Genomic DNA, 13418 nt, shown 5'->3' with positions numbered 1-13418 from the left:
GAGGAAACCGACGCACATCAGGCAAAAAGCGAAGTCGGCCAAAGGCTTCCCGGTACTGGCCCAATGCGGCGGCTCCCAGTCTTCTTTTGTCCGGGGCAACCGTGATAGTCCTCCAGCGGGGCTGAATCAGAACGCGAGACCATGAGCATCCAAACGCCGACCGCACCCGTTCAGGATCGACCTAAGCGCATCGTCGCCATCGACATCGTGCGCGGCATCGCGCTGATCGCCATGGCGAGCTACCATTTCACCTGGGACCTGGAGTTCTTCGGCTACACCGATCCCGGCCTCACCGCCTTCGGCTGGTGGAAGATCTACGCGCGCTGCATCGCCTCGACCTTCCTGTTCCTGGTCGGCGTCAGCCTGTATCTCGCCCATGGCCGACAAATCCGCTGGAACGGCTTCTGGAAGCGGTTCGCCATGGTCGCTGGAGCGGCGATCGCGATTTCGGTCGTCACCCGCATCGCCACCCCTGACGGCTTCATCTTTTTCGGCATCTTGCACGAGATTGCGCTCGCCAGCCTGCTCGGTCTAGCCTTCCTGAGGCTGCCGGCACTGCTGACGATTGTCGTTGCCGCGCTCGTCATCGCCGCGCCCATCTATCTGCGCCTGGAAGCGTTCGATCACCCGTGGCTGTGGTGGGTCGGCCTGTCGGCGAACAATCCGCGCTCCAACGACTATGTTCCGCTGTTTCCGTGGTTCGGCGCCGTCCTTGCGGGCATCGCGGTGACGAAACTCGCCGCCGGCTCCGGCGTGCTTGCCCGGCTTGCCGAATTGGCGCCCGGCCGGTGGGCCAACCCGCTGGTCTTCATCGGCCGGCACAGCCTCGCCTTCTACCTGATCCACCAGCCATTGCTGATCGGCAGCGTGTGGCTGTTCTCGCAGATCATGCCGGCGCAGGTCGAAACCCCGCAGGTGAATTTCCTGAAAACCTGCCAGCTATCTTGTGAACAGTCGCGCGACACCGAGTTCTGTACGAGCTATTGTGTCTGCATGCTCGATACGCTCGAGGGCGAAGCCACGCTTGATCGGCTCTACAACAACGACCAGACTGCGGAGTGGAAAGCGCATCTGTCCGATCTCGCCGGCATGTGTACCGCCAAGACCGACAGCAAGTTGATGGAGGGAGGGGCCGAATGACCGAGAACCAGCCGAAGCCGGGGCTCATACCGTGGCCGCCGCTGATCTACATTGCCGCCATCGCCATCAGCATCGCGCTGGGCCTGCTCTATCCCCTGCCCTGGATCGGCGACCTGCTGGGCGATATTCTTTTCGCCGCCGGCTGGGTGGCTCTGTTTGCCGTCGCCGCACTCTGGTTCACCGCGGTCCGCACCATGATCCGCGCCAGGACGACCATGAACCCCAACGCGGTGCCCGATCATCTCGTCACCTCGGGTCCCTTCGGCATCACCCGCAATCCGATGTACCTGGCCAACACGCTGCTGTTGATAGGCGTCGCCTTTGTCTCGGGCATCGTGTGGTTCCTGCCGCTGGCGTTCATCGCCGCCTATGCCACGCAGAAGGTGGCGATCGAAGGCGAGGAAAAGGTGCTGGCGGCGAAATTCGGCAAGAGATACCGGGACTACGCGAAGCGGGTGCGACGCTGGATTTGACGAGCGCCCGCGGTTTCCATCGCGCAGAGTTTTGACAGGTTGCTTTTGCTGCCAGATGGCACACTTCGGTAAATAGCCGAAGCATCCATTCCGTCGTCATCCACGGGCGGAGCAAGGAGCGTAGCGACGCAGCGCAGACCCGAGGATGACGAAGTTTGGAAGACTTCGGCTAGTCCCGAACGTTTGCCATGCCGCTCAAACGCGCGATAGAATCCACTCCGCTACGTATTCACACCAAGCTCCACCAGCCGCTCCACACAAGACTCCTCGGCCTGGTCGAGTTCGGCGAGCGTCTCTTCGAGGTCGCGGCGCTTCTGCCTGAGATCCTCGCGCTTTTCCTCGATGCGCTTGATCATCAGCTTGAGTTGACCGACCTCGCCGGGCGGCGCCTTGTACATCTGGATGATTTCGCGGATCTCGTTGATCGAGAAGCCGAGCCTCTTGCCGCGCATGATCTGCCGGATGAGGTGTCGGTCGGAAGGGCGAAACAGCCGCGTGCGGCCACGCCTCACCGGCTGCACCAGCCCCTCGTCCTCATAGAAGCGCAGCGTCCGCGTCGATACGTCGAACTCGCGAGTCAACTCGGTGATCGAATAATATTCCCGCATTGCCACTCCCACACGCCGGAATCCGGGGCGATCGCCATGCGGCGTCACCCTTCCGTCCCGAACCAAACCCATGCCACGCCGGAATCGACCTGGCGCCCCGCACGAGCCTCGCACGGCATTTACGTAAAAGTCAATTGACACAAAGGGGTGCCTTCAAGGCACGCCGAACCACCATGTGGCGATGCCGAGAAACGCAAAGAAACCGACGACATCGGTGACCGTGGTGACGAACACCGCCGAAGCGACCGCCGGGTCGATCTTGAAACGGTCGAGCAGCAGCGGAATCAGGATGCCGGCGAGCGCGGCCACGAACATGTTGATGATCATCGCCGCCGCGATGATGCCGCCCAGATTGGGGTCACGGAACCAGGCTGCCGCAACGATGCCGATCAGGATGGCGAAGATAATGCCGTTGATGAAGCCGACACCCATTTCGCGGCGAATGATGCGGCTGGCGTTGTAGATGTCGAGATCCCTGGTCGCCAACGCCCGCACCGTGACGGTCATGGTCTGCGAGCCGGCATTGCCGCCCATGCCGGCGACGATCGGCATCAACACCGCCAGTGCCACGATATGTTCGATCGTGCGGTCGAACAGGCTGATCACCGACGCCGCCAGGAAGGCGGTCAGAAGGTTGATCAGCAACCACGGAACGCGCGAGCGCGAGGTCGAAAAGATGCTGTCGGAAAGCTCTTCGTCGCCGACACCGCCCATGCGCATCAGATCTTCCTCGGCCTCCTGCTGGATGACGTCGACGACATCGTCGATGGTCAGCACGCCAACCAGCCGTTCGTTCTCGTCGACGACGGCGGCCGACAAAAGATCGTACTGCTCGAATTCTCGCGCCGCCTCCTCCTGGTCCATGGTGGCGGGAATGGCGTGCCGTGTCTCGTGCATCACCTCTTCGACCTTGACCGAACGCTTGGTGCGCAGGATCTGGTCGAGGTCGATGGCGCCGAGCAGCTTGAAGGTCGGATCGATGACGAAAATCTGGCTGAAGCGTTCGGGAAGGTTGTTGTCCTCGCGCATGTAGTCGATGGTCTGGCCGATCGTCCAGAACGGCGGCACCGCGACGAACTCCGTCTGCATGCGGCGGCCGGCCGTCTCTTCCGGGTAATCGAGCGAGCGGCGCAGCCTGATCCGCTCGGTGAACGGCAGTTGCGACAGGATCTCGTCCTGGTCTTCCTGGTCGAGATCCTCGAGAATGTAGACGGCGTCGTCGGAATCGAGCTCCTGCACCGCCTGGGCAATCTGCGCATTGGGCAGATTGTCGACGATCTCCATGCGGATCGCCTCATCGACCTCGGTCAGCGCGGAGAAGTCGAAATCAGCGCCCAACAGTTCGACCAGTGCGCGGCGCTGATCGGGATGCAGCGCCTCGAGCAGGTCGCCAAGTTCCGACTGGTGCAGGTCGTCGACTTCATGCTTGAGCGTCAGCGTGTCGCGGTCGGCGATTGCCGCACCGATCTGGGCAAGGAAGGATGAAAGGACGACGCCGTCCTCGCCATAGATCTCGGCGTGGTGCTCCTCGGCGGCCCTGGCGCCGGTCGTCCGTTCGTTCTGGCCTTCCACCAGCGCCTCCCGCCACAAGAATCCCGGAAAAGGTGCGTCTCAGGTCTAAAACATCGGACTCAAAAGTGGAAACCGTTTTGGGAAAATCCGACGCTCAAAAGAAAGTGGCGTAAAGTGCGGGAATATCAAACGAAATGCGCCCGGCCCGCAGCGGGCGGAGGCTGGCACAAATCGGATTCTGGGAAGAGAAATGGTGCGGTCGAGAAGACTCGAACTTCCACGGGTTGCCCCACAGCGACCTCAACGCTGCGCGTCTACCAATTCCGCCACGACCGCACGTGGTAGAGCCGGAACCGACCGGCTCGCGGCGTGTAGCAAATCGTTTCCGGCGAAACAAGTGCGCGGCAAGCAATAATGTCAGGCGATTGGCATAATGCTCCACAGGGTTGGGATGCATAGCCGGAACTGGACGTTTGCGCCTGATATTGCCATATGGAAGGCAAGTGCATGTCGCTCAAGCATGCTCACGGGCCTGACCCGAGGGTGCATGAGGTTTTGGAGCCGCGACGAGCATAGCGAAAAGACAACACCTCATGCCAGAACGCAGCCAAATTGCCACGTCGTTTCTGCCCCTCCCCGGCTCAGCACCGGTCGAATGGCTGATCGAGCCGGGCCTCACCGCCTATCCGGATGCGATCGCCTTCATGGAGGCGCGCGCCGAGGCAATCCGCAGCGGCGCAGCCGGTGAAATGGTCTGGCTGGTCGAACATCCGCCGCTCTACACCGCCGGCACCAGCGCCCGCGGCGAGGATCTGATCGACGCCAACCGTTTCCCGGTGTTCGCGGCAGGACGCGGCGGCGAATACACCTATCATGGGCCGGGCCAGCGGGTCGCCTATGTCATGCTCGACCTGAAGCGCCGGCGCGAGGATGTCCGCGCTTTCGTCGCGGCGCTCGAACAGTGGATCATCGGCACGCTCGCCGCCTTCAACGTGCATGGCGAACGCCGCGAGGATCGGGTCGGCGTCTGGGTGGTGCGGCCGGATCGCCCTGCTTTGCCGGACGGTTCGCCGGCCGAGGACAAGATCGCGGCAATAGGCATCCGGCTACGGCGCTGGGTGAGCTTCCACGGCATCGCCATCAATGTCGAGCCGGAGCTCGACCATTTCAGCGGCATCGTGCCCTGCGGCGTGCAGGACCACGGCGTCACCAGCCTTGTCGATCTCGGCCTTCCCCTGATCATGGCCGATCTTGATCTCGCGCTGAAATCCGCCTTCGAGGACGTGTTCGGTCCCGCCACGGTCTTGCCTGTCGAAGCGGCCCGCAAGGCCGGTTGAGTCTTCCTGATCCGGTAACGGCTCAAATTAATTGAGCAGAGGCCCACAGGACGCCGTAGCCATGGATGGCGAACACCGCCAGCAGCGCACCGGCGATGGCGAAGCGGTCGACGGTGCGGATCGGCTTCAGCTCGTGGCGTGGCTTAAACCCGCTGCTCATCGTCAGCAGGCTGAGGATCGAAAACACCGCTCCCGCCGCGAGCAGAAAGTTGGAAGAAAAGCCGGCCTGCCAACCCACAGCCAGGAAAGCCGAGAGCAGGAAGAAAGAGGCCAGCGCCAGCGCGATCGGCCCCGGGCAAATCTGGCGCAGCACCTGGCCGCCGTCGAACTTCCACACCGGCACCAGATTGGCGATATTGAACAGGGCGGCAAAGCCCGCCAGGGCCGCCAGCAGCATTGCTGCCAGCCGATGTCCTTCCGCTCCGGCAAAGGTGCTGGCGGCGATAGCGATGGGCACCAGGAAGGCGGAGAAGCCGGCGCCCATCAGCGCCACGAAGGCGACCTCGAAACGGCTGTCATAGGGCCGCCCGCCGATGGCGATGCCGCCGAGCAGCGGAATGAAGATCATCCGCGCCCTGTTGTGACCCATCAGCCGGAACGCCGCCATATGGCCAAGCTCATGCAAGGCGACCACTGATGTGAGGATCGCGGCCAGTGCCAGGCCGCCGGGGTGAAGGCCGAAGAATGGCCACAGGATCAAGGCCGAAAGACCGGCGAAGCCGACCTGGCTGAGCGGATGCTCGAACCAGCCGCCCTTGCGATACTGCCCGGTCCGTGCCCAGCGCCGCAGCTTGGAGAGTTCGCGGCGCATGGCGAAATAGCGGAACACCAGGAAGGCAACGCCGCGGTAGCGATCGGTTTGGCTGAGCGTCACCCGCGTGCCGCTGCCCTCGGAAACGAGTTCAGCCGTTTCGCGAAAATCCTTCCAGAACGAGGCGTCGAGCGCGGTGTCCTCGATGACGCGCATCGAGAAACGGCTGCCCTCGACAACATCTTCGAACCGCGACTTGCGCTCGATCGGCTTGCCGTCGCGTCCTTCCCAGGACAGCGTGATACGTGCCACACCCTCACCGTCCAGAGCTTCGGCGGAAAGAATCTCACCTGACCAGCCGGCATCGCTGCCGAGAGGCCACAGCGCCTGCCAAAGGTGCTGCCTGTTCGCCGCTATCACGCGGCTGAGCCGGACCGTGCGCAGACCAAGCGGCACGGTCATCAACAGAAAGATCAGCCCGAGATTGCTGGCCACCAGAATGGCCGTGACGATGGGCGACATCTGGACGTTGCTCCCCTGTCTTGTCAGGGCACCCTAACGTTGCGGCGGCAAGGAAGGCTTAACGGCGGAACCGTCTTCGACGGCGTAGGAACAGCAGCGGCGAACGCCGCCAAATCACATGGCTCCGATCCAGATCGCCATGGAAACGAGGAATGTGCTCATGCAAACCAGTGAGATGACATCCTGAACCAGATCGGTCATAACTCTCTCCTGTTGTTGATATGTTCGCAGTTTGTTCTAATTTTGTTTCAATGTCAACGAGCACAATCCGGCCGCCTCCGGATTTTTGCGGCGATCAGATCAGCAGGGTTAAGAAAAGGTTGATGGGCATGCGACAAGCCGACAACCTGTCGGAATCGGGCTGCGCAAAAGTTCGCGGGAACGCTGGATGTGTTGAGATTCAGGTCAGGCCGAGTCGAAAACGATGGTTTCCGAGAACCGGAGCGGAGCGTACTTTTGGGTACGTGAGCACCGGCCTACGCCGGCCGTAGCCTTCATTGCCACCACCACTTACAAGTGCTTCGGCCGGCGAAGGCCGGAAGCGCAGGAGACCACCGTTTGCAGGCCGGCCTCACCTGAATATCAGCACATCCTAAAGCGGCACCACTTTGCCGTCGGCCAGCGTGACGCGCCGGTCCATGCGCGATGCCAGTTCGTGATTGTGGGTGGCGATCAGCGCCGCCAGGCCCGATTGCTTGACCAGCGCCGCCAGCGCCTCGAACACATAGGAGGCGGTGACCGGGTCGAGATTGCCGGTCGGCTCGTCGGCCAGCAGCACCAGCGGCGCATTGGCAACCGCGCGGGCGATGGCGACGCGCTGCTGCTCGCCGCCGGAAAGCTCGGACGGCCGGTGCGACGCGCGCTTGCCGATCTGCATGTAGTCGAGCAACTGTGCCGCGCGCTCGGCCGCGTCCTTGCGGCTCAGCCCTTTGATGAGCTGAGGCATCATGATGTTTTCCAGCGCCGAGAATTCCGGCAGCAGGTGATGGAACTGGTAGACGAAGCCGACATCGTTGCGGCGGATCGCCGTGCGCTCGTCGTCGGACAGCCGCCCGCAGGCACGGCCGGCCAGGATGACGTCGCCGGCGTCGGGACGCTCCAGCAGGCCGGCGGTGTGCAGAAGCGTCGACTTGCCGGTGCCCGACGGCGCCACCAGCGCCACCATCTCGCCGCGCTTCAGCGAGAAATCGGCGCCGTTCAAAATGGTGAGCTTGCGCGGCCCCTGCACATAGTGCCGCTCGACGCTCTTCAGCTCGATAATGACCTCGGCCACTACTCGTACCTCAAGGCTTCGACCGGATCGAGCCGGGCGGCCCGCCACGCCGGAAACACCGTTGCCAGGAACGACAGGCCGAGCGCCATCAGGATGACATAAGTGGTCTCGCGCGGATCCATCTTCGCCGGCAGCTGGCTGAGGAAATAGAGTTCCGGATTGAACAGCACCTTGCCGGTCATCCACGAGAAGAACTGGCGGATGGATTCGATGTTGGTGCAGATCAGCACGCCGAGCAGCACGCCGGCGAGCGTGCCGGTCACGCCGATCGCCGCCCCCGTCATCAGGAAGATGCGCAGGATGGCGCCGCGCGACGCCCCCATGGTGCGCAGGATGGCGATGTCGTGGCCCTTGTCCTTCACCAGCATGATCAGGCCGGAGATGATGTTGAGCGCCGCCACCAGCACGATCAGCGTCAGGATCATGAACATCACGTTGCGCTCGACCTGCAGGGCGGAGAAGAAGGTCTCGTTGCGCTGGCGCCAATCGACCATGTCGATCGGCCGCTGCGCAGCCGCCTCCACCTTCGGTTTCAGCGCGTCGACATCGTCAGGATTGTCGACATAGATCTCGATCGTCTGCGCCCGCCCGTCCATGTTGAAATAGAGCTGCGCTTCGGAGAACGGCATGTAGACGATGGAAGTGTCATATTCGGACATGCCGACTTCGAAGATCGCCGCGATCTTGTAGCCCTTCATGCGCGGCGTCGTGCCGATCGGGGTCACGTCGCCGTCCGGTGAGATCAAGGTGATGGTGTCGCCGAGCGTCAAGCCGAGATTCTCGGCCATCCGCTTGCCGATGGCAACGCCATCGCCGGTGTCGAAATCGGCGATCGAGCCCTGCTTGATGTTGCTGGCCACGATCGAGATTTTGCTCAGATCCTCGCCGCGTATGCCGCGCACCAGCGCGCCGGTTCCGCCGCCGACATTGCCTTGCGCCAAAACCTGGCCGTCGATCAGCGGGATGGCGTATTTGACGCCTGATACGCCGTTGATGCGGCCGGCGACCTGCGCATAGTCCTCCAGCGGCGAATCGAGCGGCTGCACGATCAGATGGCCGTTGACGCCGAGGATGCGCGTCAAAAGCTCCGCCCGAAAACCGTTCATCACCGCCATCACCACGATCAGCGTGGCGACGCCCAGCATGATGCCGAGGAAGGAGATCGAGGCGATCACCGAGATCACCGTTTCCTTGCGCCGTGAGCGCAGATAACGCCAGGCGACCATGCGTTCGAAGATGGAAAAGGGTCCGGCGCCCGCCGATCTTGCCGCCGCCGCCTCGTTCATGTGGCGACACCGAAGCGCTTTTTCGCCTCCGCGATCGGCAGCGTCTCGCGCTCGCCGGTCTTGCGATTCTTGATCTCGATCTCACCGGCGGCGACACCGCGCGGCCCGACGATCACTTGCCATGGCAGGCCGATCAGGTCGGCGGTGGCGAACTTGCCGCCGGGCCGCTGGTCGGTGTCGTCGTAAAGCACGTCCTTGCCGGCGGCGACGAAAGCGAAATGCAGCTCGTCGCAGACGCGGTCGCACTCGGCATCGCCCGCCTTCATGTTGATCAATCCGATGTCGAACGGCGCCACCGCTTCCGGCCAGATGATGCCGTTGTCGTCATGGCTGGCCTCGATGATCGCCGCGACAAGGCGCGAGGGACCGATACCGTAGGAGCCGCCGGAGACGAAATGATCCTTGCCGTCGGGTCCGGTCACCTTGGCGCCCATCGGCTTGGAATATTTGTCGCCGAAGTGGAAGATGTGGCCGACCTCGATGCCGCGTGCCGACACCTTGTCGCTCTCGCCGATCTTCTCCCACGCCGCCTCGTCATGCATCTCGTCGGTGGCCGCGTAAGGGGTCGTCCATGTCTTGACGATATCGCCGATCTCGGCGTCGTTGGCGAAGTCGGTCTTCTCTCCGGGCACATCGAGCGAAAGATAGTCGCGGTGGCAGAAAACCTGGCTCTCGCCGGTGTCGGCCAGGATGATGAATTCATGGCTGAGGTCGCCGCCGATCGGCCCGGTGTCGGCCCGCATCGGAATTGCCTGCAGCCCCATGCGCGTAAAGGTCCTGAGATAGGACACGAACATCCTGTTGTAGGCCGCCTTGGCGCCCTCGAAGTCGAGGTCGAAGGAATAGGCATCCTTCATCAGGAATTCTCTGCTGCGCATGACGCCAAAGCGCGGCCGCACTTCGTCGCGGAACTTCCACTGGATGTGGTAGAGGTTGAGCGGCAGGTCCTTGTAGGATTTCACATAAGCGCGGACGATCTCGGTGACCACTTCCTCATTGGTCGGGCCGTAGAGCATGTCGCGGTCCTGCCGGTCCTTGATGCGCAGCATTTCCTTGCCGTAGTCGTCATAGCGGCCGCTTTCGCGCCACAGATCCGCCGACTGGATGGTCGGCATCAGGATTTCCAGCGCACCGGCGCGATTCTGCTCCTCGCGGATGATGCGGCAGACCTTGTCCAGCACCCGCTTGCCGAGCGGCAGCCACGAGAAACTGCCCTGCCCCTGCTGGCGGATCATGCCGGCGCGCAGCATCAACCGATGCGAGACGATTTCGGCCTCGCGCGGATTTTCTTTGAGGATAGGCAGGAAATAGCGCGACAAACGCATGGACTGGTCCGTGAGTGAGGATGGCCGCGTCAGAATCGGCGCGACTTTGGCTTGCTTGCCCCGGCTTCATAGCCATTTCATGGCGGAATGGAAACCCGGACGCAGCCGCCCGAAAATCGGAAATCGATTTTCAAAAAGCAGGGACAGCTGGGATCAAAAGCGTCGCGGTGTCCTTCAAGCGTCCAGCGGACGCGCGGCGCTGCAAGGCGCCGCGCTTGCCCTGCGCATCCTATTGGTCGTTCCCCAAGCAACGCCTGCCACACTATTGTGCAGTGCAGCACGAGAATGCCCGTTTCAAGGCAAAATTCTTCGTGACATTGTCATTCGCCTTGGGCTAATGTGCCCTGATAACCGAGAGGGTAGAAAAAAATCTGCTCTCCTACGCGGTCAAAGTCTTGGGAGGATGCGATCTAGGCGCGGTTACTCGCTGCCGCCGGAAACCGGAAACAGATCGGACGCGTTTAAATTGCAAGGCCTTGTGCCTTGCATTTTTTTTGTGCAATCACCTGCTTAGCGCCGTGAGTTGCCAAACTACCTTACCTTGCGTCAGCGCTCGACCGGACAGCAAACGGCACGGCAACCCTGACCGAAACCGCTCACGATTCCGATGGATGAAAAGGTCGGCGCCAATCGGTCTATTTGGCTGGTGTTTGGCCGAAATCCGGCACGATGTGCGGGATGTCGTTGAGGCTGTATCCCAGCCCATGCGTGAGGCCATAGAAAATGCCCATCAGGACAGCCGTGGCGATGGTGGTGCGGATCACGGCGCGCAGCATGTGCGGACCGCGCGGCGCGCTCGGAACCGTGCCCAGCGTCACGTCACGATCGTCGTCCTGCGTCCTCACGCTGAACGGCAGCACCACAAACAGCACCACCCACCAGGTCGCGAAAAACAGGGCGGTGAACGAAACCCAACTCATGATTGCTCCAGTTCGATCAGCGTGCCGAAAAAATCCTTCGGATGCAGGAACAGCACCGGCTTGCCGTGCGCGCCGGTTTTCGGGTTGCCGTCGCCCAGCACACGAGCGCCGGCAGCCTTGAGCTGGTCACGCGCCGCTAGGATGTCGTCGACCTCGTAGCAAAGATGGTGCATGCCGCCGGAAGGGTTTTTCGCGAGGAATGCCGCGATCGGCGATCCCTCGCCTAATGGCTCGAGCAGTTCGATCTTGGTGTTGCCGACATTGACGAACACCACCGTGACGCCATGCTCGGGCAGCGCCTGCGGCTCCGTCACGTCCGCGCCGAGCGTATTGCGATAAGCGGCGACGGCAGCAGTCAGCTCCGGCACGGCAAGCGCGACATGATTGAGGCGTCTGAGCATTGGCACTCCCAAGCTAGGGAGTATGGGAATAGGGGAATAGGGGAATAAGGGAGTGGGGGAAAAGACAGGTATGTCAGCTGTTTGCTCTTCCTATTCCCATACTTCCCTACTCCCCTACTCCCCTACTCCCTTAATTCCTCACCTGGTAACGAACACCGTCACCAATGGTTTCTTGCCCCAGGCTTCGTTGGCAGCGCCACGCACGGCGCGTCGTACCGCCTCTTGCACAAGGTCGAGGTCTTTTCGGCGCTGGCGGGGGATCGAGTCCACCGCGCCGACGGCCGCATCGATCATCAGATCCTCCAGCGACTCGCCACGGCCATCGGCCTCGGCGACGCCGATGGCGACCAGATCGGGGTCACCGGCGAGCTCATATTTGTCGTCGAGCACGACATTGACCGCCACATGGCCGGCAAAGGACAGTTTGCGCCGGTCGCGGATGCCCATCGCCTGATCGGTACCGATCAGTCTGCCGTCCTTGTATATGCGGCCGAACGGCACCTGGTCGATGATCGTGGCTGGGCCGGGAGCAAGCCTGAGCATGTCGCCGTCGCGCACCTGCGCCACCTGACCGATGCCCGATGTCGACATCAGCGATCCCTGCGCCACCAGATGCGCCGCCTCGCCATGCACGGGAACGCCGATCTGCGGCCGCACCCATTCATACATCTTGCGCAATTCGCTGCGCCGCGGATGGCCGGAGACATGCACCAGCGCATCGCCGTCCTCGATGATCTTGATGCCGAGATCGATCAGGCGGTTCTTGATCTCAAGGATCGCCTTTTCGTTGCCGGGGATGGTACGCGACGAAAACACCACCGTGTCGCCTGCCGTCAGCGATACCGACTTCATCTCTTCGCGCGACAGCTTGGCCAATGCTGCCAGCGGTTCGCCCTGGCTGCCGGTGCAGATGATGACCAGGTTTTCACGCGGGATGAAGCCAAAATCCTCCTCGGCGATGAACTCCGGCAGGCCGTCCATGTAGCCGAGTTCGCCGGCCACATCGATGACGCGCTTCAGCGAACGGCCGAGCACCAGGCACTGACGGCCGGCATCGCGCGCCGCCTTGGCAATGGAGACGATGCGTCCGACATTGGAGGAGAACGTGGTGACCGCGACACGGCCCTTGGCGGCCTGGATGACGCCCTTGAGGCCTTCGCCGACGGCCACTTCCGAAGGCGACTCGCCTTCCCGCAGCGCATTGGTCGAATCGCAGATCAGCGCCAGAACGCCCTTGTCGCCATAGGCGCGGAAGCGCCCCTCGTCGGTCTTCGGCCCGATCGTCGGCTCCGGGTCGATCTTCCAGTCGCCGGTGTGGATGACTGTGCCGGCCGGCGAGGTGATCGCCAGCGACATCGGTTCGGGAATGGAGTGCGCGACCGGAATAGCCTCGATCTCGAACGGGCCGACTGTGAATTTCTCGCCCGCCCGGTAGATCGTCACCGGTATTTTCGGCGCGCCCTGCTCGCCTTGCCGCTTGGCTTCGAGCAAGCCGGCGCTGAACGGCGTCATCCACACCGGCGCCTTCAGCTTCGGCCAGGTGTCGAGCAGTGCGCCGTAATGGTCTTCATGCGCATGCGTGATGACGATGCCGCGCAGATTGGCGAGGTCCTCCTCGATGAAGCGCGTGTCGGGCAGGATCAGGTCGACGCCCGGATGTGCGGCATCGGGGAAGGTCACGCCGACATCGATGATGATCCACTCGCGCGCACTGGGCGGTCCGTAGCCGTAAAGAGCGAAGTTCATGCCGATCTCGCCGACGCCGCCGAGCGGCACGAAGACGAGTTCGGCGTTTTCCGCTTTCGCCATGATTTTTCCCTTCCTGGCCCTCAAGCCAAGCCCATAAAGCAATTCCAGGAAAAGTGTGTAT

Annotated in this window: 12 protein-coding genes and 1 tRNA gene; 3 read left to right on the top strand and 10 right to left on the bottom strand. The window is 62.4% G+C overall.

The annotated features are described in order from the left end of the window. Positions 1-141 precede the first annotated feature (141 nt). Both ACSQ3L_RS16765 and ACSQ3L_RS16760 read left to right on the top strand, forming a co-directional pair. Positions 142-1140 (top strand): heparan-alpha-glucosaminide N-acetyltransferase, encoded by a 999-nt coding sequence (locus ACSQ3L_RS16765; protein ID WP_436160965.1) that lies wholly within the window; start codon positions 142-144, stop codon positions 1138-1140. Next, positions 1137-1613, top strand: a complete 477-nt coding sequence (locus tag ACSQ3L_RS16760) for a methyltransferase family protein (protein ID WP_436160964.1) — start codon at positions 1137-1139, stop codon at positions 1611-1613. The genes ACSQ3L_RS16765 and ACSQ3L_RS16760 overlap by 4 nt, the downstream gene beginning before the upstream one ends. Before the next feature lie 221 nt (positions 1614-1834). On the opposite strand, the gene ACSQ3L_RS16755 is transcribed toward ACSQ3L_RS16760, so the two are convergent. From ACSQ3L_RS16755 to ACSQ3L_RS16745, 3 genes are all read right to left on the bottom strand, one after another. Then, entirely contained in the window at positions 1835-2221 is a 387-nt protein-coding gene (locus ACSQ3L_RS16755) for a MerR family transcriptional regulator (RefSeq protein WP_056596491.1), read from the bottom strand. A 153-nt stretch (positions 2222-2374) separates the two neighbouring features. Next, positions 2375-3793: a magnesium transporter gene (gene mgtE / locus ACSQ3L_RS16750; RefSeq protein ID WP_436160963.1), complete on the bottom strand. Its 1419-nt coding sequence runs from the start codon at positions 3791-3793 to the stop codon at positions 2375-2377. A 191-nt stretch (positions 3794-3984) separates the two neighbouring features. Then, positions 3985-4069: transfer RNA gene (locus ACSQ3L_RS16745), tRNA-Leu, on the bottom strand. A gap of 257 nt (positions 4070-4326) precedes the next feature. Here ACSQ3L_RS16745 and lipB point away from each other — a divergent pair. After that, positions 4327-5070, top strand: coding sequence for a lipoyl(octanoyl) transferase LipB (gene lipB / locus ACSQ3L_RS16740; protein WP_436160962.1), 744 nt, complete (start codon positions 4327-4329; stop codon positions 5068-5070). 22 nt (positions 5071-5092) lie between these two features. On the opposite strand, the gene ACSQ3L_RS16735 is transcribed toward lipB, so the two are convergent. The 7 genes from ACSQ3L_RS16735 to ACSQ3L_RS16705 form a co-directional block, all read right to left on the bottom strand. Further along, entirely contained in the window at positions 5093-6343 is a 1251-nt protein-coding gene (locus tag ACSQ3L_RS16735; protein ID WP_436160961.1) for a site-2 protease family protein, read from the bottom strand. 592 nt (positions 6344-6935) lie between these two features. After that, on the bottom strand, positions 6936-7616 hold the full coding sequence (locus tag ACSQ3L_RS16730) for an ABC transporter ATP-binding protein (RefSeq protein ID WP_127272304.1): 681 nt from the start codon (positions 7614-7616) through the stop codon (positions 6936-6938). After that, a complete protein-coding gene (locus ACSQ3L_RS16725; RefSeq protein ID WP_436160960.1) occupies positions 7616-8902 on the bottom strand; it encodes a lipoprotein-releasing ABC transporter permease subunit in 1287 nt (428 codons plus the stop codon). The genes ACSQ3L_RS16730 and ACSQ3L_RS16725 overlap by 1 nt, the downstream gene beginning before the upstream one ends. After that, positions 8899-10227, bottom strand: a complete 1329-nt coding sequence (proS, locus tag ACSQ3L_RS16720; protein WP_436160959.1) for a proline--tRNA ligase — start codon at positions 10225-10227, stop codon at positions 8899-8901. Before proS ends, ACSQ3L_RS16725 begins: the two co-directional genes overlap by 4 nt. Positions 10228-10862: 635 nt before the next feature. After that, a complete protein-coding gene (locus ACSQ3L_RS16715; RefSeq protein ID WP_436160958.1) occupies positions 10863-11147 on the bottom strand; it encodes a DUF1467 family protein in 285 nt (94 codons plus the stop codon). Next, positions 11144-11548 (bottom strand): methylmalonyl-CoA epimerase, encoded by a 405-nt coding sequence (mce, locus tag ACSQ3L_RS16710; RefSeq protein ID WP_436160957.1) that lies wholly within the window; start codon positions 11546-11548, stop codon positions 11144-11146. The genes ACSQ3L_RS16715 and mce overlap by 4 nt, the downstream gene beginning before the upstream one ends. Positions 11549-11686: 138 nt before the next feature. Then, positions 11687-13357 (bottom strand): ribonuclease J, encoded by a 1671-nt coding sequence (locus ACSQ3L_RS16705; RefSeq protein ID WP_436160956.1) that lies wholly within the window; start codon positions 13355-13357, stop codon positions 11687-11689. Positions 13358-13418 lie beyond the last annotated feature (61 nt).

It is taken from the genome of Mesorhizobium sp. LjRoot246, from assembly GCF_964254115.1.
In the GTDB taxonomy this organism is placed as follows: domain Bacteria; phylum Pseudomonadota; class Alphaproteobacteria; order Rhizobiales; family Rhizobiaceae; genus Mesorhizobium.
The sequence above is the reverse complement of the archived record's forward strand: the minus strand, read 5'-3'. Positions and strand labels throughout refer to the sequence as shown.